Source organism: Chitinolyticbacter meiyuanensis (assembly GCF_008033135.1).
Taxonomy (GTDB): Bacteria; Pseudomonadota; Gammaproteobacteria; order Burkholderiales; family Chitinibacteraceae; genus Chitinolyticbacter; species Chitinolyticbacter meiyuanensis.
Map to the genome: position 1 here is coordinate 594,462 of NZ_CP041335.1, position 21,949 is coordinate 616,410.

Here is a 21,949-nt window from a genome sequence, read left to right on the forward strand (position 1 = left end):
GCGCAATGAGCAGTGCTAAGCTGACGCCGATCGAACAGGAGTCAAAATGACCGACCAGCCCGCCTTCCTGCCGCCCGCCCGTTTTGTCGATGCTGGCGAGGCGCTTGCCCGCGTGTGTGAAATCTACGAGGCCAGCGTGGCCCACCTGCGCGAGGCGATGCAGCGCTTTGTCAGCCAAGGCACGCTGCCCGAGCGGGTACGGGCGTGCTATCCCTATGTGGCGGTGCAGACGCACAGCTCCGCCCGGCACTTCCCGAGCGATCTGTCGCACCTCTCCTACGGCTTTGTCGCCGGCCCTGGTCGGTTCGAGACCACGCTGACCCGGCCCGACCTGTTCGCCGGCTATTACCTCGAGCAGTTCGAGCTCTTGCTGAAAAACCACCAGTGCGAGATCGAGGTCGGCGTCAGCAGCCAGCCGATGCCGGTGCATTTCTCCTTTGGCGAGAACGACCATGTGGAAGGCCAGATGACCTCGGCCCATCGCGTGCTGCTGCGCGATCTGTTCGATCTGCCGGATCTCGCGGCGATGGACGACGGCATTGCCAACGGTACCTACGAGCCGGGGCCGGGCGAGCCGTATCCGCTGTCGCTGTTCACCGCGCCACGCGTCGACTACTCGCTGCATCGGCTGCGTCACTACAGCGGCACCAACCCGCAGCATTTCCAGAATTTCGTACTGTTCACCAACTACCAGTTCTATATCGACGAATTCGTGAAGCTGGGCCGCGAGGAAATGCAGAAGCCCGATAGCGAGTACATTGCCTTCGTCGAACCGGGCAACGTGATCACCCGCCGCAGTGGTCTGCCGGCCGAGCCGGGCGACGCCGCCGGCACCGTGCCGCCGCGCCTGCCGCAGATGCCGGCCTACCACCTGATTCGGTCCGACCGCAGCGGCATCAGCATGGTCAACATCGGCGTCGGCCCTGCCAATGCCAAGACCGTCACCGACCACATCGCCGTGCTGCGCCCGCACGCCTGGATCATGCTTGGTCATTGCGCCGGGCTGCGCACCACGCAGCAGCTGGGCGACTACGTACTGGCGCACGGCTACGTGCGCGAGGATCACGTGCTGGACGAGGACCTGCCGTTATGGGTGCCGATCCCGGCACTGGCGGAAATCCAGGTGGCGCTGCAGCAGGCAGTAAGCGAGATCACCCAGGTGCCGCCGGCCGATCTCAAACGCATCATGCGCACCGGTACGGTGGCCAGCACCGACAACCGCAACTGGGAGCTGCTGCCGGACAACACGCCCCAGCGCCGTTTCAGCCAGAGCCGCGCCGTGGCGCTGGACATGGAAAGCGCCACCATCGCCGCCAACGGTTTCCGCTTCCGCGTGCCCTACGGCACCTTGCTGTGCGTTTCCGACAAGCCGCTGCACGGCGAGATCAAGCTGCCGGGTATGGCCAACCACTTCTACCGCGAGCGGGTGGACCAGCACCTGCGCATCGGCATCCGCGCCGTGGAAATGCTGCGCAAGGGCGGCTCCGCGACGCTGCATAGCCGCAAGTTGCGCAGTTTTGCGGAAGTGGCGTTTCAGTAGGCTTGGCGCTATTTGGCGCAGAAAAGGGCAGTCGGACTTAGGAGTCGGGCATGGCCGGCGGTATGGCGCATTTTGGGTTAACCGGAATAGGGGCCGTATCGCCTTCCTGCAAACGGAGAATCAGGGAATTCAGGTCGTCGGGTAGGGTGGGGCTGTCGTAATCTGGATCTTCAACATAGATGTTGCTATCCCAATAAAAACGCAAATTGGGTTGTTCGGTCGTATTGTTGCTTAGTAGTAAATAAGCATACCCGTCCTTGTCTTTACGGATTGTTGTCGTGCCGTACGTGTTCAACAGCAAGGAGCAAATGGCGGTGTAGGGCTCTTGGCGGATATATAAATCCTCATTCTGTTCCTGAATGCGAATGCCTTCCTCTGTTCTGACTCGACGCTTGCTGACTGAAATGGTGGCAACCCCTTGTCGTTCTTGCAGCTGTATGCCTGCCTGCCCGGATAGACGCCCATCGGATGAGATGCTGAACTGGGCGGCCAGATTTGATTCTTCGATGGCATCCTCCTCTTGCTGGCGATGGATAGTGAACAAACGAGGGTGGGCAGAGGGATTCCAGAGGTCGAATAACATCAATTTGCTATAGGGGTGGCCATAGTTATAGGTCACCACATATCTCTCATCAGGCGAGAATTTTATGGGTGTGTCATCGACGCAGCGCCTAGGCAAACGAAGGAGTTTTCCTGTTTTGATGTTGAGAAGATTTTGGGCATCCAACATCAGATATTTTGCAGTTGGATCGAGTGAGGAGCTTGTTTTGGCGCCATGTTCGTCAATGTAGAAAAAGCCGTTGTTGAGTGATACATAGGTCATGCGCTGGCATTGTCTGGTTGGCAGGGGCGCAGTGCTCGACAACCGGGAAATCGAAGGTCCGCCGTCGACAACATTGAGCAAGAACATCCCCGGTTTTGCCGCGAAATCGCGATCGCTTGCTTCCGCCAGGACCAATAGTGCAGATTTGCCAAGGGAAGGGAGTGGCGTGTAGATCCGGCCATGGATCGGGGCGCAACGATCGCGATCTCGTTCGCGCTCGCAAATTACAATTGGTTTCTTCTTGAAGAACAAGCGGGAGGTTTTCATTGCCTCCTGTTGTTGGTCGACGTAATCGATGGTTGTTCTGATGGGTGCCTGGAATGTGAATTCCCCGATCTGCAGGGATTTCTCGTTGTAGTGATTGATCTTTGCCTTTTGGTCTTCGTTTGCCTTGATCAACCACACGATTATGGCCAGTGCGGGAATTAGAAGCCAATACGCATTTTTCTGTTTTGCGGCGCAGATGCTGCTGAATAAAATGCTCATCAAGAAACAAAAGCCCAGCAAGAGCAGGTTCAGGGCCAGCCAGAAAACGCCTCCTGCTAGGCTGGTGTCGTTCTGCCCTAAGGGAATCGCGAGCAACAGCAGAAAGCAGAGCAATGAAACAATCGCGATCGTTGCCAGGGCGGGTGGGAGAGGGGGTTGGGTCGATTTTGAATCGCGATGAGTGTTATCCATAAATCAATAATAGAGATTGCAAAAAGGGTTGGTTCGGCAAGTACTAGATTCGCCCCGTATCCATCCTATAGGGATTTCGCTGAAGGGTTTCACTGGGTTGGCGTGGCCTGTGTGCCAGAGCCGGCCTTCATCCTCATCAACACCGCATGCAGCATCTCGGTCGATAGCCCGTGCAGCACCAGGCGATAACCGGCGCGCAGCGTACTCATGGGCAGTAGCGGATGCTTGTTGTTCAGCAGCACCAGGTGCTCAGGCGTACCCAGCAACGTTGCGGCGTAAAGGCCGATGGTTTCGTCGAGCTGCAGCGAGTTGGCGGCGCGCCAGAAATCGTTGTCGGTGAGGAACAGCTGGTACACCGGGGTGAAACATTCGATCGCGGTCTGCAAGTCGATGAAGTTGAGCCGGCTGTGCGGGAAGTCGGCCAGCATCAGCGGTGGCTCCTCGATCATGCTGAAGTCGGGGGCTGCCACCGGCGCGAGCTGGCGGTCGGCGAAACGCAGGCCCTGGCCCAGGCGGATCACGAAGTTGAACAGGTTGAGATCGTGCTTGAGAAACAGGTCGTCCTTCAGGTCGTCGAGCACCAGCGGCTTGAGCGGGGCGGTTTCCACCGGCACCGGGGCGTTCCTGGCGATGAATTCGAGGATCTGCGCGCCCAGATGAAAGTGGCGCATCACCAGCCAGTTGGCTTCGGGCGAGACGAAGCGTTTCAGGCCTTCGGCCAGCAACCAGTGCAGCAGGCGCGAGGCGGCCCAGCGGCGCGGTAACACCGTCTTGATCACCTGGATCAGCACGATGGTGATGCGGGCCAGCGGCCGCACGAAAGGCAGCAGGAACTGGCGTGAGGCAGAGCTGGAATCGGCCAGCCAAGCCTGCTTCACGTGATCCGGCAGTGGCGTGCTTTGGTCGAGATAAAGCGCCAGCCAGGGATTGGGGTCGCGCGGGTCGTGTTCCTGCGCGAGGAAGTCGGGCAGACGCTTCATGCGATGGCCTCGATATGATCGAACTGCATCAGGTAGAGCTGGGCGGTGCGGCGTGCGGTGGCGACGATGGCGGCGGCGGCCTGTGGATCGATGGTGAGTACCAGCTCGACCGCCAGCAGCCAGCGGGCCAGGTGATGCTCGTCGTTGGCGCCGTGGTATTCGAGGAAGCGGAACGCGGCAGGCGGCAGCGCCACCTGCCGGCGCAGCAGCGGCAACAGCGCCGGTACGATGCGCTGGCCGGTACCTTCGATGATGTAGATGGCGCCGAGCAGGCCGACCGGGTTTGGCGTGGCGGCCAGCGCGTGCAGATAGGCGTTGAGCGCTTCGCCGCCGGGGTTACGCCGTAGTGCATCAAGCGGCTGCGTACCACCGGCAGCTTGGTAGTCCTGGTAGAGGATCATGAAGTCGTTCTGCTCGTCGCTGGCGTGGGTCTCGATCAGTGCGGCCAGTGGTGCGTAGTCGCCGGTCAACGAGGCCACGGCCTCGCGCATCCAGCGGCTGCCCTCGCGCACCTGCGGTACCCATTGCCCGGTCCAGTTGCGATAGGCCGCCACATCGAAGCGGCCGGACACCAGCTTGTGGATCACCGGGCTGCGCCACACTTGCGAGCGGTAGTCCTGCCACAGGCTGGCGAGTTGCAGCAGCAGCGGTTGCAACGGTTCCGGGGCGCTGGCCGGGTCGTGCGGCGCGGCGACGGTGCTGCCGGCTGGCGCAGGCGTATCGCGCAGCTGCCGGCCCGCGGGAGGCATCGGCGCATCGGCTGCCTCCACTTCCAGCAGCATGTAGGCCGCGCTGATGCGGCCCGATTCCGGGATGAAGCACAGGATCTGCTCGCCCGGCTTGATCGCGCGGGTATCGAGGAACTCGGCCAGCATCACGAAGATGGAGGCGGCGCCGGTGTTGCCGCGCGTGGTGAGGTTGCTGTACCAGCGCTCGCGGGGGATGCTGAGCCCCGCCTTGTAGAGCAGATCCTCGACCACCGGGATGAACTTGGCCGACGAGTAGTGGCAGAGGAAATGATCGATCCGTGTGGGCTGCACCCAGCCGGTTTCGACCAGCTTCACGTATTCGTGGATGGCCACGTCAAAGAGGTGGGGTAGCAGGCGGATGTCCTGGCGCAGCGACAGCGCCCCGGCCGCCTCGGCCTCACTGCACGAGGGGAAATCGAGGAATGAGGTGCTGCGGTCCTCGGTCAGGCCGAGCTGCATGCAGACCGGATAATCGCCGGCGAAGCTCTGCTGGTGTATCCATTTGAGCTTGAGCCGTACACCGCCGCGCCCGCTCGGCGTATCGGTCAGCAGCACGGCGCCGGCGCCGTCCGACAGCATCCAGCGCAGGAAATGGGCGTCGAAATCACTGTCGTAGCCACGCGGTGCAAAGCGGCTCTGCTTGAACATCCGTGATGGCATCTCGGCGGCCACGGTCAGCGCCTGGCGGTGGCCGCCCAGTGCTATCCCTTGCGCGGCATGCGCCAGGGCGGTGACGCCGGCGGCGCAGATACCCTGGCTCGACAGCGTGCTCATCGGTGGCGCGCCGAGCTCGCCCTGGAGCATGCTGGCAAAGCCCGGCATCAGCGCATCGCCACCGCTGGAGCCCACGGCCAGCAGCGATACATCGGCCAGCGTCGTCCGGGCGCGGTTCAGGCAATCGCGCACTGCTGCAGCGGCGAGCGCAGCGTGCGACATCGTGGTGCTGCCATCCGGGGCGATCGCGTAGTGGCGCGTGGCGATGCCGTTCTCGGCTAGGATGCGCGCCTTGATCCGGCCGGAAATCCGGTTGATCGGTGCGATATAGACATCCATCTCGTCGTTGGCGATAGCCGGGCCGGGCAGGTGGAAGCCGGCGGCTTCGATATAGACGCGGTCGAACGCGGTGGGCATGTCAGGTTTCCTCGTGGCGCATCAGGGAACGGCTGCGCCAGCGCGGCACCACGGCGCTGGCGATGAAGGTGCGGAACATGTAGGGCAACAGCGGCCCGGCATTCAGCGCCGGGTGCAGTCGCTCGCGGTAGTGGCGATGCAGCGCGGGTAGCTCGGACCAATGCACGCGTGGATGCTCATGGTGCGCGGTGTGCAGGCCGATGTTGAACAACAGCGGATTGATCCAGCCCTCGAAGTTGCGGGCGTAGTCGAGCCGCGAATGGCCATCGGCGTGTGCGTGCTGCAGGTAGTTGGTCGCCAGCAGCCAGTGCAGGCCGTGCAATTGCGGAATCAGCACCAGGACCAGCCAGCGCCGCCAGTCCAGCATGGCAAGGCCCAGCCACAGCGCGGCCACCAGCGCATATTGCTGCAGGCAGTAGCGCCAGGCGCCGGGCTGGCGGTGGCGCAAGCGTGCGAGCCAAGCAAGGAACAGCGGATACAGCGCCCATACCGCATGGAACGGATGTGCGAGGTAGCCCCACAGGTCGTTGCTGTCGCCGCCGAAGCGGTAGGTACGCGCCACGTCGTGCGGGCCATGCCGGTAGCGGTGATGATTGCCGACATGGGCCGGGTAGAACACGAAGGTTGGATGGCCCTGCAGGGCAGTCAACCACAGGTCGGTCAGCCGGTTGAGACGGCGGTGACGCCACATCCGCCGGTGAGTGTGATGATGGTGAATCACCCCGACGCCCAGCGTGAGAAACAGCGTGATGACGTAGGCCAGCGGATGCCAGCCATGGCGCCACTGCCAGGCCACCAGCGCTGGCAGGGCGATAAGGTAGGCAAGCGCGTGCAGATCGCGCCGGTTATGCAGCATCGTGGCCCTGCTGCTGGCGCCACGTGGCAATGCGTTCGGCGGCGGCATTTGGCGGCAGCGCAGTGCCGCACAGTCGGTCCATGAACGGGAACATGAAGCCGTAGTTGCCAGTAAAACAAGCGTGATGCAGATGGTGGCGTCGCGCGCCGTTCAGCCACCAGCGGTCGTGATGGGCGTCGGGCAGGAAGTCGTAATTGGAATGACCGATGCTGTTGAACAGCAGGCTGAACAGCGGCACGGCTGCCAGTGCCCACACCGAGAAATCGTGCAGCAGCATCGGCAGCAGGATCACGTTACCCAGCATCACCGCTTCCACCGGATGGAAGCTGTAGGTCGCCCAAGGCGTCACCACCACCGAACGATGGTGAGGCGCGTGAAAGCGCCGCAACCAGCGTGTGTGCAGCAGCCAGTGGTTGAGGTAGAAGTGCACTTCGTTCCACACCAGCAGCACCGCGATCTCGATGGCGGTCTGCCACCATGGCGGATCGATGGCGAGTCGGGCCCAGCCGAGCTGCAGCAAACCCCAGGGAAACACCAAGCCACAGCCGAAAATTGCGACCGATAGCGCCGATTGGCCGAGTTCGCGCCGTACTTGGCCGGCGGGGACCGGCCGCGGATCGAGTACGCCGCCATAGCCAATGGCAGGCAGCAGGTGACGCGTGAGCAACAGATTCACGAGGCCGAAGGCGAAATAGATGCCACCAAAGAAGATCAGCCCCGCCAGCATGATCTGTCCCGCGTTGGCGCCGAGGATGAAATCGCGCATTGCACTGCAAGCATGATGAAAAGATGCGGCGATTCTGTGCCAGCGTCATGCGTGCCGCAATGACGTGGCACTATTTGCGACGTTTTTGTAAGTAAAAGCACAAACGAATGTGCGCTTAGCGGAAACATGAAAGCAACGATGAGCAGTTGCTTCAGCTGGGCGTCATAGCTTGCTGAACGCTGAATATTTCGTTAATTTTCTCCAACCTCATTGCATATATTCAACTCATGAACGATTCGGTCCGGCTGGTATTGACGGGCGAAATTCTTCCCGGCAACGAGCGTGGCGACGTACGCGACCGACTGGCCGCATTGCTGAAGATCGATGCTGCGCGTAGTACCCAGCTGCTCGATGAGGCGCCGACGGTGATCAAGCAGCAATTGCCGCTGGCGCATGTGCACACCTATCTTGGCTTGCTGGCAAAGGCCGGTGCCGGGGTGCGGGTGGAGCACCTCGATGGCCGGCCCTGGCAGGCACCGGCGGATGATCAGGCCTTCCCGGCGCTGTTCGCTGAAATCGAGGCACGCCCCATCCATCCTGAGTCGGTGACGCCGCGCGTGCCGGATCCAGTTCCGGCCGCGCCTGCAGCGTCGATTGCCCAGGTTGCGCCAGTGGTGGTTGCCTCCAATGCAGCCGAGCTCGCGCTGGTCGAGCCTGCGCCGCCCGAAACCATCAAGTGCCCGTCGTGTGGGCTGGAACAGAACAAGCGCACCCTTTGCACGGGCTGCGGCGTGGACATGCCGCGCATGATTGCTGCGCAGAATCAGGCCAAGGTCGAGGCTCGCCAGGCGCAGCAGGCGGCAGGCCCCCGCAGCGTGTCGTCGTTGCGGCCGGATGATGCGGCGCTGCTGGATATCGCCGAAACGCCCAAGCTGTTCGGCGTTGGCTTGAACGGCCGGCTGGGCCGCATGCGCTACCTGGCCTACGGTGTGCTGCTGATTCTGGCTATCATTCCGATCACGCTACTGTTCTCGCTGGCGCTGGCCTTCCTCAAGGGCTTCTGGGTGGTGTTCGGCATGGCTTGGGTGTGGTTGTTCCTGCGGCTGGTGGTGTTCCGGCTGCACGACATGAACCTGTCCGGCTGGTGGGTGAGCGGCGCCGTGGTTGTGCCACTGGTGATCAGCCTGATCAACGTGCGCTTCGGCGCCATGGCGTCGGGCCTCGTCACCTTGGGGTCGCTGGCGCTGTGTGTCTGGCCGGGGTCGACGAGTGACAACCGCTTCGGCCCGCCGGCCGAGCCGCCGACCATGCTGATCAACGTGCTGGCGGTGGTTGGCTTGCTGGTGTCCTTGTTGTCCATCCCGGCGATGCTGGCTTCGGTCGCGGTCCCCGGCTATGCCGACTATGTCCAGCATCAGAAGCTGAAAGCCGGCCAGTTGAGTGACGAGCAGCTGGAGGAGATGGCGGCCGCAATGCGCGAACAGGGCATGGAGATCACAGCGGACGAGCTGCGCGAGCAGATGAAGCACGACAACGCCGGCAACGAGTGATACGGAAAACCCGTATACGGTGACACCTGCCGTCGGCCTAGCATGGCGGAACACGGAGATCGCCATGCTCGAGACCACGCTCGTCGTCACCACCATTGCGCTGCTGGCCATGCTGTCGCCGGGGCCGGATTTCTTCCTGGTGATCCGGAATGCCGCGCGCTATCGGCGCAGTGCTGCACTGGCCACTGCGGCCGGGGTCAATCTCGGCATTGCCGCACACATGAGCTACTGCGTGGCTGGCCTCGCGGTGGTGATCGCTACCACGCCATGGTTGTTCAACATCCTGAAGTACGCTGGCGCGGCCTATCTGGTGTGGATCGGCATCCAGGCATTGCGCTCGCGCGGCGGCGCTGCCATCTCACTCGACAGCGCACGGGAGGACGTGAGCCTGAGGCAGGCCTTCATGCAGGGGCTGCTGTGCAACCTGCTCAATCCCAAGGCCACGTTGTTCTTCCTTTCCGTGTTCACCCAGATACTCAGTGTGGACACCACCTTGCTCGCCAAGCTGTGGTACGCCTTCATCATCTGGATGCTGGGCGTGATCTGGTGGCCGCTGCTGGTGTTCATCATCCAGAGCCCCGTGGTGCGCCGCGGCTTGGCACGGGTACAGACCGCGATCGACAAGGTGCTTGGCGGCGTGCTGGTGGCGCTGGGGGTGAAAGTGGCGCTGTCGTGAACAGGTTCCAAGCTTGCGCCGACGCAAGGCGCGCGCGTAACGCCTTGTTCCGGCGGGCGGATGGCGTGGGGCGTCGGGTATACTCGGGGCTTCCCCGAATTGCCCGTGTCTTGCCATGATCCGCCGCCTCGATTCCGCCGCTCCCGAATTCCAATCCCAGTTGCAGGCGCTGCTGGCCTTCGAAACCTCGCAGGATCCGCAGGTCGATGCCCGCGTCGCGGCGATCCTGGCCGACGTGAAGGCGCACGGCGACGCAGCGGTGGTCGAATACACCAACCGCTTCGACGGCACCAGCGCCCAGACGCTCGCCGATCTGGAGCTGACGCAGGAAGAGCTGAAAGCCGCGTTCGAGCGCCTGCCGGCCGAGCGCCGCGATGCGCTGGTCGCCGCCGCCGAGCGTGTGCGCCGCTACCACGAGCGGCAGAAGATGGCATCGTGGAGCTACCAGGACGAGGATGGCACGCTGTTGGGTCAGCAGATCACCGCGCTCGATCGCGTCGGTATCTATGTGCCGGGCGGCAAGGCGGCGTACCCATCGTCGGTGCTGATGAATGCGATCCCGGCGCATGTCGCTGGCGTGCCTGAGATCATCATGGTGGTGCCGACGCCCAAGGGCGAGAAGAACGATCTGGTGCTGGCCGCTGCCTATGTGGCCGGCGTATCGCGCGCTTTCACCATCGGTGGTGCGCAGGCAGTGGGCGCGCTGGCCTACGGCACGCAGACCATTCCGCAGGTCGACAAGGTCACCGGCCCGGGCAATGCCTATGTTGCCGCCGCCAAGCGCGCGGTGTTCGGCATCGTCGGCATCGACATGGTAGCGGGGCCGTCCGAAATCCTGGTGATCTGTGATGGCGGCACCGATCCGGACTGGGTGGCGATGGACCTCTTCAGCCAGGCCGAGCACGACGAAATCGCCCAGGCCATTCTGCTATGCCCGGACTCGGCCTATATCGATGCGGTGGAGGCCAGCATCGCCCGGCTGCTGCCGACCATGCCGCGCCGCGACATCATCGCGGCGTCGCTCGGCAATCGCGGCGCGCTGATCAAGGTGGCCGATCTGGCCGATGCCTGCGCCATCTCCAACTACATTGCGCCGGAGCATCTGGAGCTGTCGGTGGCCGAGCCCGAAGCCTGGGTTGGCCAGCTGCGTCACGCCGGCGCCATCTTCATGGGCCGTTTCACGTCCGAGAGCCTGGGCGACTACTGCGCCGGCCCCAACCACGTGCTGCCGACCGCACGCACCGCGCGCTTTGCCTCGCCGCTGGGCGTGTACGATTTCCAGAAGCGCACCAGCCTGATCAACGTCTCCGAGGCTGGTGCGCAGCAGCTCGGCCGCATCGCCAGCGTGCTGGCGCACGGCGAAGGCCTGACGGCGCACGCGCGCGCCGCCGAGCTGAGGTTGAAATAAGCCATGCGAATAAAAGAGGCGGCTGCAAGCCGCCTCTTTTTCTATGATGCAGCTGTTGTGTCACCCAAACCCGGACCGAGATGCCGACCCCGTTCACTCCGCCCAAGACCGCCGCCGAATTGCGTGGCGAACGCTTCGCCATGCTGGAGGACATTGCCCGCGAGCTTGGCGGCGAAGTCACCTTTCCGATCTGTTTCGATGCGGCCATCCGCATCGGCCGGGTGCTGCGCAACGAGGCATCATCGATCCAGTCCGTGGTGCACGAGGTGCAGCGCGATCCGCTGATCACCGCCAAGCTGCTGCGCATGGCCAACAGCGCCGCCTACGGAGCCAGCGGCAAGCCTTTGCTCGATGTGGGGCAGGCAGTGGCGCGGCTGGGTTTTGCCACCGCGCGCTCGGCCGCACTCGCCTGCGCGATGCAGCAGATGGTGCGCTCGCGCGAGCTGGTGGCGTTCGATGCACTGGCGCGCGGCTACTGGGTGCACACGTTGAAGGCCGCGGCGATGGCCCGCGTGCTGGCACGTCGGCTGACGCGCATCGATCCGGAAGTCGCCATGCTAGGCGGGCTGATCCATGATCTTGGCGCCTTCTACATGCTGGAGCGTGCGGCGCGCTATCCCGAGCTCGTCGAGCGGCCGAGCACCGTGCAATACCTGGTGGCGCAATGGCACGACAGCGTGGGCATGGTCCTGCTCGATGCACTCGGCCTGCCCGAGGAGCTGATCGAGGCGGTGCGCGACAACGACACGCCACGCACCCAACCGGTGACGATGCGCACGCTGTCCGACGTGCTCTACGTGGCCAACCTCTTTGCTGGCGGCGTCGACGAGATGCGCATGCTCGATCTGGTCGAGGACGACTACACCCCGCCCGAGCTCACCGACGAGCGCTTCACCGCGTTGCAGCAGGAAATGGACGAAGCGGCCGACGAATTCGTCTCGCACTGGTAGGCCCCGCCTTACGTCCCCGCTTCCCGCCGCGCCGGTTCTGCGAGACAATCGCACACTGCCCAGAACCGCTAGCAGCCATGCGTCAAGTTACCGTTACCCGCAACACGCTGGAAACCCAGATCACCATCACGCTCAACCTCGATGGCACCGGTGTTTCCAAGTTCGACACCGGCGTGCCCTTCTTCGAGCACATGCTCGACCAGGTGGCGCGCCATGGCCTCTTCGACATCGAGATCAAGGCGGTCGGTGATCTGCATATCGACGCGCACCACACGGTGGAGGACGTCGGCATCACGCTGGGCCAGGCCTTTGCCAAGGCGGTCGGCGACAAGAAGGGCATCGTGCGCTACGGCCACAGCTATGTGCCGCTGGATGAGGCGCTGTCGCGCGTCGTGGTCGACCTGTCTGGCCGTCCCTGTCTCGAATACGAGTGCGAATACACCCGTGCGATGATCGGGGGCTTCGATGTCGACCTGTTTGGCGAGTTCTTCCGCGGCTTCGTCAACCACGCTGCCATCAGCCTGCACATCGACAACCTGAAGGGCAAGAATGCCCACCATCAGGCCGAGACCATCTTCAAGGCGCTGGGCCGCGCGCTGCGCATGGCTGTGAGCTTCGACGAACGCATGGCCGGCATCACGCCGAGCACCAAGGGCACGCTGGTAGGCTGATCACGATGCAAAAAATCGCCATCGTCGACTACGGCATGGGCAACCTGCACTCGGTGGTCAAGTCGATGCAGCTGGTCGCTGCCGACCGCGCCGCCGTGATGCTGACGGCCGATGCCGCCGAGATCGCCGCCGCCGACAAGGTGGTGTTCCCCGGCCAGGGTGCCATGCCCGATTGCATGGCTCATCTGGAGGAATCCGGTGTGAAGGCCGCAGTGCTCAAGGCCGCCACCGAGAAGCCGTTCCTCGGAATCTGCGTCGGTGCGCAGCTCCTGTTCGAGCGCAGCGAGGAAGGCCCGACCGACAGCCTTGGCGTGTTCGGCGGCCAGGTGATCCGCTTTCCGGCCGAGCGTATGGTCGGCGCGGACGGTGAGAAGCTCAAGGTGCCGCACATGGGCTGGAACGAGATGTTCATCAAGCGCGATCACCCGCTGTGGACCGGCATTGCGGATGGCGAGCGCTTCTACTTCGTGCACAGCTACCATTTCGCCCCGACCGACGATATCGCCGTGATCGAATCGGCCTATCCCTATCGCTTTGCCGCCGCGGTGGCGCGGGACAACATCTTCGCCATCCAGTGCCACCCGGAAAAGTCGGCCGACGCTGGCCTCAAGTTGCTGAAAAATTTCGTAGACTGGGACGGTCGCCGCTGACCGGCCCCTTGTATTGACCTGTAGAACCTAGATCCAGACCATGCTCATCATCCCCGCTATCGATCTCAAGGACGGCCAGTGCGTACGCCTGCGCCAGGGTGAAATGGACGACGCCACCGTCTTCTCGGACGACCCGGCGAGCTTCGTCAGCCACTGGCTGGGGCAGGGCGCGCGCCGCATGCACCTGGTCGACCTCAACGGCGCCTTTGCTGGCAAGCCGAAGAACCTGGATGCGGTGAAACGCATCCTCGAAGCGGTGGGCGGCGACGTGCCGGTGCAACTGGGCGGCGGCATCCGCACGCTGGAAACCATCGAGATGTACCTGGATGCCGGCATCGACTACGTGATCATCGGCACCGCCGCGATCAAGCAGCCCGGTTTCCTGCACGAAGCCTGCGACGCCTTCCCCGGCCACATCATCGTCGGGCTCGACGCCAAGGACGGCAAGGTGGCCACCGATGGCTGGGCCAAGATCACCGACCACGACGTGATCGACTTGGCCAAGCGCTTCGAGGGCTACGGCGTCGAGAGCGTGATCTACACCGACATCGGCCGCGACGGCATGCTGTCTGGCGTCAATATCGAGGCGACGGTGAAGCTGGCGCAGGCGCTGACCATCCCGGTGATCGCTTCGGGCGGCCTGACCAACCTCGACGACGTGAAGCAGCTGTGCGCGGTCGAGGCCGAAGGTATCGAAGGCGTCATCACCGGTCGTGCCATCTACGAGGGTACGATCAACTTCAAGGAAGCGCAGGAACTGGCCGACCAGCTGGTGCCAGCCTGAGCGCGTCCGTGTTTCATCATGGCGGCGGGGCGCATGGGCGCCCCTTCGCCTTTTGAGTAGATCGTCATGCCGTTAGCCAAACGCATCATCCCTTGCCTCGACGTCACCGCCGGCCGCGTGGTCAAGGGCGTCAATTTTGTCGGCCTCAGGGATGCCGGCGATCCGGTGGGGATCGCCAAGCGCTACAACCTGCAGGGCGCCGACGAGCTCACCTTCCTCGACATCACCGCCAGCTCCGACAACCGCGACCTGATCCTCCATGTGATCGAGGCGGTGGCCTCGCAGGTGTTCATCCCGCTGACCGTCGGCGGCGGCGTGCGCCAGGTGGGCGATGTGCGGCGGCTGCTCAATGCCGGCGCCGACAAGGTGTCGATCAACACCACCGCCATCACCAATCCCGAGGTGGTGCAGGGCGCGGCCGAAAAGTTCGGCAGCCAGGCCATCGTGGTGGCGATCGATGCCAAGGCCGTCGACGACAGCAACAGCCGCTGGGAGGTGTTCACCCACGGCGGCCGCCGCGCCACAGGGCTCGATGCGGTGGAATGGGCATACAAGATGCAGCAACTGGGTGCGGGCGAGATCCTGCTGACCAGCATGGACCGCGATGGCACCAAGATTGGCTTCAACCTGCCGCTGACACGCGCCGTCTCGGACGCAGTCGACATCCCGGTGATCGCCTCGGGCGGCGTCGGCAACCTGCAGCATCTGGTCGATGGTGTTACCGAAGGTCATGCGTCGGCGGTGCTGGCGGCCAGCATCTTCCACTTCGGTGAATACACGGTGCGCCAGGCCAAGGAAGCCATGCGCGACGCCGGCATCGAAGTCCGGCTGTAAGTCTCATGCTGACGCGCGTCGGCCTTCATCCGCTGGCGATGGAGAACGGGTTAGCGTGTCGGTTTGCTCATTCGAGGATGTTCCCATGCGCTCCTTCCTGCTGATGCTCGCCCTGTTCGCCACGGGTTCCGCGCTTGCGTGCGATATCGCGGTAAAGAGCCGCGATGGCCTGTCGGCCACCATCGACAAGAGCCGCCATGGCCTGAAAAACGAACTCACGCTGTTCGTCACGCTGGAAAATCAGGGTAAGGCGCCGCTGAAGCTCGCCGATGCCAAGCTGCTGGTCGAGGACGAGCATGGCGAACGTGTTGCGCCGGTCAAGGTCGAAGTGCCGGCGGCCGAACTTGCGCCGGGCGCCAAGGTCCAGCTGGTCAGTCACTACCTGCCAAGCGCCAGCTACACCGCCGTGAAATTGAATGTCGAATGAAAAAGGATGGACCGTGAGCGCCTGGCTCGACGAAATCAAATGGGATGACAAGGGCCTGGTGCCCGTGATTGCGCAGGACGGCGAATCTGGCCGTGTACTGATGTTCGCCTATGCCAACCGCGAGGCGGTGGCACTGACGGCCGAGCATGGCACCGCCCACTATTACACCCGCAGCCGCGGCCGCCTGTGGCACAAAGGCGAGGAGAGCGGTCATTTCCAGCGCGTGAGCGAGATCCGCCTCGATTGCGACGGCGACGTACTGATCTACCGCATCACCCAGGAAGGCGGCATCGCCTGCCACACCGGGCGCGAAAGCTGCTTCTTCCGCATCTTGAAGGATGGTGCATGGCAGGTGGTCGACCCGGTGCTGAAAGACCCGGCCGACATCTACAAGCATTGAGCCGCCCAGCCGCTGCAGCCGGCTGATCCCGCCCCGAGGAGCACAACGTGCATCCTCGCCACGAACTTGCAACGAAACGGCAATATAATTGCGGTTTCATTGCGCACCCGGAGTGATCCCGCGATGGTTTCCGCCGACATTCTCGAACGCCTGTCCGGCACCCTGGCCGAGCGCCGTGGTGCCGATCCCTCGACCTCCTACGTGGCCAAGCTCTACGCCAAGGGCACCGATGCCATCCTGAAGAAGGTGGGCGAGGAGTCGGTCGAGGTGGTGATGGCCGCCAAGGATGGCGACAAGCTGCACTTGGTGCGCGAGGTTGCCGACCTGTGGTTCCACACGCTGGTGCTGCTGTCGCACCAGGGATTGAGCCATGAGGATGTGCTGGCGGAATTGGCACGCCGCGAGGGCATTTCTGGGATCGAGGAAAAAGCAGCACGCAAGGAAGGCTGACCATGACCGACTGCATTTTCTGCAAGATCGCCAACGGCGCGATTCCCTCGAACAAGATCTTCGAAGACGACGACGTGCTGGTGTTCCACGATATCCATCCCGTGGCACCGGTGCACTTTCTGGTGGTGCCCAAGGTCCATATCACATCGCTTGCGCACGCCGACGAGGCCCAGCAGGCGTTGCTCGGCAAGCTGCTGCTGGTTGGGGCGCGCGTGGCACGCGAACTGGGCCTGGCCGATGGTTTTCGCACCATCGTCAATACCGGCGCGGGTGGCGGGCAGACGGTGTTCCACCTGCATGTGCACGTGCTGGGTGGCCCGGGGCTGTCGCCACGCATCGCCGAAGTCGTCACCCACTAAATACGCAATCGGAGCAACACATGGGTTCGTTCAGTATCTGGCATTGGCTGGTTGTGTTGGCCATCATCATCCTGGTTTTCGGCACCAAGAAGCTCGGCAACGTCGGCAAGGATCTCGGTTCGGCCGTGCGCGGTTTCAAGGACGGCATGAAGGGCGAGGATGAGCCCAAGCAACTGGCGGATGCCGGCAGCGACAAGGACGGCGGCCGCGTGATCGACGTGGCCGAGCGCGACAAGCGCTGAGGCCGGCTTGTTCGAAGTCGGTTTTTCCGAGCTGCTGATGATCGGCGCCGTGGCGCTGATCGTGCTCGGCCCCGAGCGCCTGCCCAAGGTGGCGCGCACGGTCGGGGCACTGGTTGGCCGCGCGCGGCGCTTCGCGGCCAGCGTCAAGGCTGACCTGGACCGCGAGATCGCCCAGACCGAGCTCGCCAAGATCGAGGCCGAGTTGCGCGCCGAGCAGGACGCCTTGCAGCACACCATCCATCAGCCGCTGGTCGAAGCACGACAGGCGTTGAGCGTGGCCGACGAGCCGGCGACGGCCGACGGCGCGGCCGAAGCATCGCTTGCCGTCGAACCGGTGGCTGTCCAGCCTCAGCCGGTTCTGCCTGCAGCGGGCAGCGCCACCTCTGCCAATGGGGTCGATCCGGATGAACCCGTCCGCGTGGTCGACGAGCGCCAGCTAGACCTGTTTGCCGCGCCGTCATCCTCCCTTGCCACCGCGGTGCCGCCGCGCGATCGCCGCTGACTGCCATGAGTGATCTGCAACCCCTGATGGTGCACTTGCTGGAACTGCGCAATCGCCTGCTACGCGGCGTGCTGGTGTTCCTGGCAGGTTTCTTTGTCTGCTTCTATTTCTCGCAGCAGCTGTACGACGTGCTGGTGGCGCCGCTGGCCACCGTGCTGCCGGGGCAGAAGCTGGTGTCGATCGGCATCGCCTCGCCCTTTTTGCTGCAGGTGAAGATTGCTGCGATGGCCGCCTTCGTACTGACGTTGCCGCACACGCTGTACCAGGGCTGGGCCTTTGTCGCGCCGGGCCTCTATCAGCATGAGAAGCGGCTGGTGCTGCCGCTGGTGGTGTCGTCCACGCTGCTGTTCCTGCTCGGCATGGCCTTCGCCTACTTCTTCGTGTTCGGCACGGTGTTCCACTTCATCGCCACCGTGGTGCCGACCTCGATGCAATGGCTGCCGGATTCCGGCGAATACCTCGATTTCGTGCTCGGCATGTTCCTCGCCTTCGGTCTTACCTTCGAGGTACCGGTTGCGGTGGTGGTGCTGGTGCATCTGGGCATCGTCTCGGTAGCCAAGCTGCGCGAATGGCGACCCTACATCATCGTCGGTGCCTTCGTCGTTGCGGCCGTGGTGACGCCGCCGGACGTAGTATCGCAGTGTCTGCTGGCGGTGCCGCTATGGCTGTTGTTCGAGCTAGGCTGCTTTGTTGCGCAATGGACTGGCCGGCGCGATACCGAGGCCGCGCCGTCGCGCTGAGGCTGGCCTTCAAGCGGTTACAAGCGCCGGCCTGACTTGGCGCTACACTGCGCGCTTTGCCGATCACGGTTTGCCCGCCATGCTGCGCGTGTTTCAGACCCTGCTGTTCCTGCTGGCCTCGGCCCCCTTGGTGGTGCCATTCCGCTGGGCGCCCAATCCCGTCTTCCCCTCCGAGCTGCTGGCATTCCTGCTGTGCGCCGCGCTGGTGCTGGCTGCACTGGCCCTGCCGCGTGCCCGCACACCGCTGCCGTGGTTGTCTTGGATGTGGCTCGGGCTGCTGACCGCACTCGGATTGCAGTTGTGGCTGTTGCAGCCACCATTCCTCGCAATGCACCTGATTGCGATGAGCTATGTCGGCGTCGCTGCACTGGTGGGCGTGGCGCTGATGCGTGCGCGGGAGGCCTATGGCTGGGAGCGGCTGGTGACGGCACTGGCCTGGGGCCTGCTGGCAGGCGCGCTGGTCAACTCGGGTATTGGTGCGGGGCAGGCGTTCCAGAAGTTCACCAGCGGCGGCGCCACGGTGTTCGGTGCGATCGGACAGGCCAATATGTACGGCCATTATCTGGCCTGGGGTTTGGGCGCGCTGGCCTGGCTGGTGGCGCAACGCCGCGCGCCGCGTGTGCTGTTCTGGGTACTGGCCCCGTGGTTGGCGCTGCTGCTGGCTTGGTGCGGCTCACGCTCGGTGCTGATGTATGCCGGTGCCTGGCTACTGCTGGGCGCGGCGATGGCCTGGCGCAGCCGACCCGACGACGTTCGCCGCTTCGGCCGCTATCTGCTGATTGCTGCGGGGTTGGTGGTGGTGGCGCAGTTCGTCGCCCCGCTGCTGGTCGATGTGATCAACGCCATCGCCGGTGGCCGTGGTGGCAAGGCCAGCGCGCTGGAACGTATCTCGTCCAACGGCGGTCGCCGCCTCGTCGAGTGGCAGAAGGCGTGGCAGACCTTTGTCGATGCACCGTGGCTGGGTGCGGGCTGGTCGGCCTACCCGGCACATAGCGTGGCGCTGCAGGTGGAGCCGCGCTTTGCCCAGGCGCTGGAGAGCCGGCTGTTCACCCATAGTCACAGCGGGCCGCTGAACCTGCTGGCCGAGACCGGGCTTGCGGGCTCGCTGCCGGTGTTGGCCGGCCTGCTTGCCACTGCTGCTGGTGTCTGGCGCCGCCGCGACAGCGCGGTTGCTTGGTTCGGCGGCACGCTGGTGGTGGTATCGCTGCTACACAGCCTGGTGGAATACCCGCTGTGGTATGCGCATTTCCTGCTGCCGTTTGCGGTGCTGATGTTCATCGCGTGGGACGGTGCGCCGCGCTGGCGGTTGCCGGACTGGAGCGTACGCACACTGTGCGTGGTCGGTGGCGCCTTCGCGCTGGCACTTGCCGCCGTCGGCTTGCAGACCTATCTGCTGATCTACCCGCTGGTGCAGCCGGCCAAGAATGCCGCGCTGAACGTGCAACGCATCGCCCAGCTGGAAAAGCTGCGCAAGCATCCGCTGGTGGATTTCTATGCGACCTTTGCACTCTCGAACTACGTAGTGGCGAGCGAGGCGGACGTGGCATGGAAACTGGCGGTATTGGATCCGCTCAATGCCGTGCGGCCCTATCCGGCGCAACTGGGCCGTGCTGCGGTGCTGCATGCGATGCAGGGGGACGTGGCACTGGGCCGTACGCTGATGCGGCAGGCGGCGTTTGCCTATCCGGCGAGCCTGGCATGGTTCCGTAGTGAGCCGGCGAGGTTCCAGGATCGCTATCCGGCCATGCGTGAGCTGGTGGCGGAGGTGGATGCGGCGGATGCCTACTTCACCCGGCTCAAGGCCGAGCGCGCCGCGCGTAAATGAAGAATTCGCGGTTGCCGTCGCCGCCGGCGATGGCGCTGTCGTAGTAGCCGAGCACGGTGAATCCTGCGGCTTCGGCCGCAGCGCGGATCCGAGTCTCGACTTCGGGGTAGAGACTGACGTCGCGCACGATGCCGCCGCGCGCCAACCCTTGCGGGCCCACCTCGAATTGCGGCTTTACCAGGAACAACAATCGCCCATCCTCCTGCAACAGCGTGGCGAGCGCGGGCAGGATCAGCGTCAGCGAGATGAACGAGACATCGCCGACGATGAGGTCGATCTCGCCATCAACGTGAGTGGCGATATCGTCACGGGTGACATGACGCGCATTCACGCCTTCCAGCGTGGCCACCCGCGCATCGTTCGCCAGCCGCGGGTGTAGCTGGTCGTGGCCCACCTCCAGGCCAAGCACGCGGCGCGCGCCGGCCTGCAGCGCGCAATCGGTGAAGCCACCCGTGCTCTGGCCGACATCCAGCACCTGCAATCCGGTCACGTTGAGTCCAGCAGCCTGCAACGCGCCGGCCAGCTTGAGCCCGCCACGTGATACATAGCGATCGGCCTCGTCCGGCGCGATGGCGATGACCGCGTCGTGGTCGAGCTTTTGGCTGACCTTGTCGACCACCTTGCCATCGGCGCTGACGCGGCGGGCGGCGATCATGTGCTGGGCTGCGGTGCGCGATGGCGCAAGGCCCAGCTCGACCAGCAATACATCGGCGCGCGGCATCAGAAGCGCTCGTCGGCCCGCAAATAGCGCCACTTGCCCTGCGGCAGATCACCCAGCGTGATGCGGCCGATGCGGATGCGCTTGAGGCCGACCACGCGCAAGCCCACCAGCTCGCACATGCGGCGGATCTGCCGCTTTTTGCCCTCATTCAGGATGAAGCGCAGCTGGTCCTCGTTCTGCCAGCTCACCTTGGCGGGCTTCAATGCCTCGCCGTCCAGCGACAGACCGTGGTTCAGCCGCTGCAAGCCCTCGGCCGAGAGCCGGCCGGTCACGCGCACCAGATATTCCTTGTCGACGGGTGAGTTCTCGCCGATCAGTGTCTTGGCGACGCGGCCGTCCTGCGTCAGCACCAACAGGCCCACCGAATCGATATCCAGCCGGCCTGCAGGCGCCAGCCCCTTGAGGTGATCGCGCTCGAAACGGATGCCGCTGTTGTCACCGGCCCAATGGTGCTCGGGGCGGACCAGCACGCTGGCGGGTTCGTAGCCTTTCTCGGCCTGGCCCGAGACATAGCCGACCGGCTTGTTGATGAGAATGGTCACGCGCTGCGCCTGTGCAGCCTGGGCCTGGCGCTGCAGCTCGATCTTCTGCTCGGGCAATACTTTGCTGCCCAGCACGTCGACGACCACGCCATCGACCCGGACCCAGCCGCGTTCGATGTACTCGTCGGCCTCGCGCCGCGAGCACAGCCCCAGCTCGGCCATGCGTTTGGAAAGTCGGATCGGTTCGGTCATGGCGGTGTTCGTGGCAAAACGGTGATTTTACGCCAGCGCCCGCCGTGCGGTCATGCGGCCTGCCAGCTGCCGGACTTGCCGCCATGCTTTTCCAGGAGGCGCACGTCGGTGATGGTCATGCCGCGATCAACCGCCTTGCACATGTCGTAGACGGTGAGCAGCGCGACATTCACCGCCATCAGCGCCTCCATCTCCACACCGGTGCGGCCCACCGTCTCGGCGCTCACCGTGCATTGCACGCTGCTGCCGGCAAGATCGAGTGCGAAATCGACGGTGACGCGGGTCAGCGGGATCGGATGGCACAGCGGGATCAGGTCCGCGGCCTTCTTGGCGGCCATGATGGCGGCGATGCGGGCGATGCCGAGTACGTCCCCCTTCTTGTGGCCACCGCTGGCGATCAGCTCCAGCGTGGTGGGCAGCATGCGGATATGGCCGCTGGCGACGGCGATGCGCGCGGTTTCCGCCTTGGCGCCGACATCGACCATATGTGCCTGGCCGTTGGCATCGAAATGGGTCAGCGTCGCCGCGTTGCCGACGCGTTCATGGCAGGCCGCCAGCTCTTC

25 protein-coding genes are annotated in these 21,949 nt (G+C 64.0%); 17 read left to right on the forward strand and 8 right to left on the reverse strand.

Going from position 1 to position 21,949, the window contains the following annotated elements; all coding sequences use genetic code 11:
* Window positions 1–46 precede the first annotated feature (46 nt).
* Complete coding sequence (locus FLM21_RS02765) at window positions 47–1,540, forward strand: AMP nucleosidase (RefSeq protein ID WP_148714099.1); 1,494 nt, start codon at window positions 47–49, stop codon at window positions 1,538–1,540.
* A 37-nt stretch (window positions 1,541–1,577) separates the two neighbouring features.
* Here the strand turns inward: FLM21_RS02765 and FLM21_RS02770 are convergent, their stop codons facing one another.
* The 5 genes from FLM21_RS02770 to FLM21_RS02790 all read right to left on the reverse strand — a co-directional run bounded on the left by FLM21_RS02770 (window position 1,578) and on the right by FLM21_RS02790 (window position 7,523).
* Window positions 1,578–3,041 (reverse strand): hypothetical protein, encoded by a 1,464-nt coding sequence (locus FLM21_RS02770; protein WP_148714100.1) that lies wholly within the window; start codon window positions 3,039–3,041, stop codon window positions 1,578–1,580.
* Between the two features lie 89 nt (window positions 3,042–3,130).
* A complete protein-coding gene (locus FLM21_RS02775) occupies window positions 3,131–4,021 on the reverse strand; it encodes a DUF6999 family protein (protein ID WP_148714101.1) in 891 nt (296 codons plus the stop codon).
* Complete coding sequence (locus tag FLM21_RS02780; protein ID WP_148714102.1) at window positions 4,018–5,901, reverse strand: iron-containing redox enzyme family protein; 1,884 nt, start codon at window positions 5,899–5,901, stop codon at window positions 4,018–4,020. The genes FLM21_RS02775 and FLM21_RS02780 overlap by 4 nt, the downstream gene beginning before the upstream one ends.
* A 1-nt stretch (window position 5,902) precedes the next feature.
* The gene (locus tag FLM21_RS02785) at window positions 5,903–6,757 is read right to left on the reverse strand and encodes a fatty acid desaturase family protein (RefSeq protein WP_148714103.1); all 855 of its coding nucleotides are present in this window, start codon (window positions 6,755–6,757) and stop codon (window positions 5,903–5,905) included.
* A complete protein-coding gene (locus FLM21_RS02790; RefSeq protein WP_222846759.1) occupies window positions 6,747–7,523 on the reverse strand; it encodes a sterol desaturase family protein in 777 nt (258 codons plus the stop codon). Before FLM21_RS02790 ends, FLM21_RS02785 begins: the two co-directional genes overlap by 11 nt.
* A gap of 227 nt (window positions 7,524–7,750) precedes the next feature.
* On the opposite strand from FLM21_RS02790, the gene FLM21_RS02795 reads away from it, so the two are divergent.
* The 16 genes from FLM21_RS02795 to FLM21_RS02870 all read left to right on the forward strand — a co-directional run bounded on the left by FLM21_RS02795 (window position 7,751) and on the right by FLM21_RS02870 (window position 19,931).
* Window positions 7,751–9,013 (forward strand): DUF805 domain-containing protein, encoded by a 1,263-nt coding sequence (locus FLM21_RS02795; RefSeq protein WP_148714104.1) that lies wholly within the window; start codon window positions 7,751–7,753, stop codon window positions 9,011–9,013.
* A 64-nt stretch (window positions 9,014–9,077) separates the two neighbouring features.
* Window positions 9,078–9,689 (forward strand): LysE family transporter, encoded by a 612-nt coding sequence (locus FLM21_RS02800; protein ID WP_148714105.1) that lies wholly within the window; start codon window positions 9,078–9,080, stop codon window positions 9,687–9,689.
* Between the two features lie 115 nt (window positions 9,690–9,804).
* Window positions 9,805–11,097, forward strand: a complete 1,293-nt coding sequence (hisD, locus tag FLM21_RS02805; RefSeq protein WP_373281799.1) for a histidinol dehydrogenase — start codon at window positions 9,805–9,807, stop codon at window positions 11,095–11,097.
* An 80-nt stretch (window positions 11,098–11,177) separates the two neighbouring features.
* Window positions 11,178–12,047 (forward strand): HDOD domain-containing protein, encoded by an 870-nt coding sequence (locus FLM21_RS02810; protein WP_148714106.1) that lies wholly within the window; start codon window positions 11,178–11,180, stop codon window positions 12,045–12,047.
* Between the two features lie 77 nt (window positions 12,048–12,124).
* The gene (gene hisB, locus FLM21_RS02815) at window positions 12,125–12,718 is read left to right on the forward strand and encodes an imidazoleglycerol-phosphate dehydratase HisB (protein WP_148714107.1); all 594 of its coding nucleotides are present in this window, start codon (window positions 12,125–12,127) and stop codon (window positions 12,716–12,718) included.
* Between the two features lie 5 nt (window positions 12,719–12,723).
* Entirely contained in the window at window positions 12,724–13,368 is a 645-nt protein-coding gene (gene hisH / locus FLM21_RS02820) for an imidazole glycerol phosphate synthase subunit HisH (protein ID WP_148714108.1), read from the forward strand.
* Between the two features lie 40 nt (window positions 13,369–13,408).
* A complete protein-coding gene (gene hisA, locus FLM21_RS02825) occupies window positions 13,409–14,152 on the forward strand; it encodes a 1-(5-phosphoribosyl)-5-[(5-phosphoribosylamino)methylideneamino]imidazole-4-carboxamide isomerase (RefSeq protein WP_148714109.1) in 744 nt (247 codons plus the stop codon).
* A 66-nt stretch (window positions 14,153–14,218) separates the two neighbouring features.
* Window positions 14,219–14,986 (forward strand): imidazole glycerol phosphate synthase subunit HisF, encoded by a 768-nt coding sequence (hisF, locus tag FLM21_RS02830; RefSeq protein ID WP_148714110.1) that lies wholly within the window; start codon window positions 14,219–14,221, stop codon window positions 14,984–14,986.
* A gap of 85 nt (window positions 14,987–15,071) precedes the next feature.
* Window positions 15,072–15,413 carry a hypothetical protein gene (locus FLM21_RS02835; protein ID WP_148714111.1) on the forward strand — a complete coding sequence of 114 codons (342 nt, stop codon included), beginning with the start codon at window positions 15,072–15,074 and terminating at the stop codon, window positions 15,411–15,413.
* Complete coding sequence (gene hisI, locus FLM21_RS02840; protein ID WP_148714112.1) at window positions 15,403–15,813, forward strand: phosphoribosyl-AMP cyclohydrolase; 411 nt, start codon at window positions 15,403–15,405, stop codon at window positions 15,811–15,813. Before FLM21_RS02835 ends, hisI begins: the two co-directional genes overlap by 11 nt.
* Before the next feature lie 123 nt (window positions 15,814–15,936).
* Window positions 15,937–16,263 (forward strand): phosphoribosyl-ATP diphosphatase, encoded by a 327-nt coding sequence (locus FLM21_RS02845; RefSeq protein ID WP_148714113.1) that lies wholly within the window; start codon window positions 15,937–15,939, stop codon window positions 16,261–16,263.
* A gap of 2 nt (window positions 16,264–16,265) precedes the next feature.
* Complete coding sequence (locus FLM21_RS02850; RefSeq protein ID WP_148714114.1) at window positions 16,266–16,622, forward strand: histidine triad nucleotide-binding protein; 357 nt, start codon at window positions 16,266–16,268, stop codon at window positions 16,620–16,622.
* 20 nt (window positions 16,623–16,642) lie between these two features.
* The gene (gene tatA / locus FLM21_RS02855) at window positions 16,643–16,864 is read left to right on the forward strand and encodes a Sec-independent protein translocase subunit TatA (protein ID WP_148714115.1); all 222 of its coding nucleotides are present in this window, start codon (window positions 16,643–16,645) and stop codon (window positions 16,862–16,864) included.
* A gap of 7 nt (window positions 16,865–16,871) precedes the next feature.
* Window positions 16,872–17,366 carry a Sec-independent protein translocase protein TatB gene (tatB, locus tag FLM21_RS02860; protein ID WP_148714116.1) on the forward strand — a complete coding sequence of 165 codons (495 nt, stop codon included), beginning with the start codon at window positions 16,872–16,874 and terminating at the stop codon, window positions 17,364–17,366.
* 5 nt (window positions 17,367–17,371) lie between these two features.
* The gene (tatC, locus tag FLM21_RS02865; RefSeq protein WP_148714117.1) at window positions 17,372–18,106 is read left to right on the forward strand and encodes a twin-arginine translocase subunit TatC; all 735 of its coding nucleotides are present in this window, start codon (window positions 17,372–17,374) and stop codon (window positions 18,104–18,106) included.
* A 79-nt stretch (window positions 18,107–18,185) separates the two neighbouring features.
* The gene (locus tag FLM21_RS02870) at window positions 18,186–19,931 is read left to right on the forward strand and encodes a PglL family O-oligosaccharyltransferase (RefSeq protein WP_148714118.1); all 1,746 of its coding nucleotides are present in this window, start codon (window positions 18,186–18,188) and stop codon (window positions 19,929–19,931) included.
* Here FLM21_RS02870 and FLM21_RS02875 read toward each other — a convergent pair.
* The 3 genes from FLM21_RS02875 to moaC are packed head-to-tail and all read right to left on the reverse strand — an operon-like array spanning window position 19,903 to window position 21,904.
* Window positions 19,903–20,652, reverse strand: a complete 750-nt coding sequence (locus FLM21_RS02875; protein WP_148714119.1) for a TlyA family RNA methyltransferase — start codon at window positions 20,650–20,652, stop codon at window positions 19,903–19,905. The genes FLM21_RS02870 and FLM21_RS02875 overlap by 29 nt on opposite strands.
* Window positions 20,652–21,386 carry a pseudouridine synthase gene (locus tag FLM21_RS02880; RefSeq protein WP_148714120.1) on the reverse strand — a complete coding sequence of 245 codons (735 nt, stop codon included), beginning with the start codon at window positions 21,384–21,386 and terminating at the stop codon, window positions 20,652–20,654. The genes FLM21_RS02875 and FLM21_RS02880 overlap by 1 nt, the downstream gene beginning before the upstream one ends.
* Before the next feature lie 50 nt (window positions 21,387–21,436).
* Window positions 21,437–21,904 carry a cyclic pyranopterin monophosphate synthase MoaC gene (moaC, locus tag FLM21_RS21195; protein WP_373281828.1) on the reverse strand — a complete coding sequence of 156 codons (468 nt, stop codon included), beginning with the start codon at window positions 21,902–21,904 and terminating at the stop codon, window positions 21,437–21,439.
* Window positions 21,905–21,949: the final 45 nt, after the last annotated feature.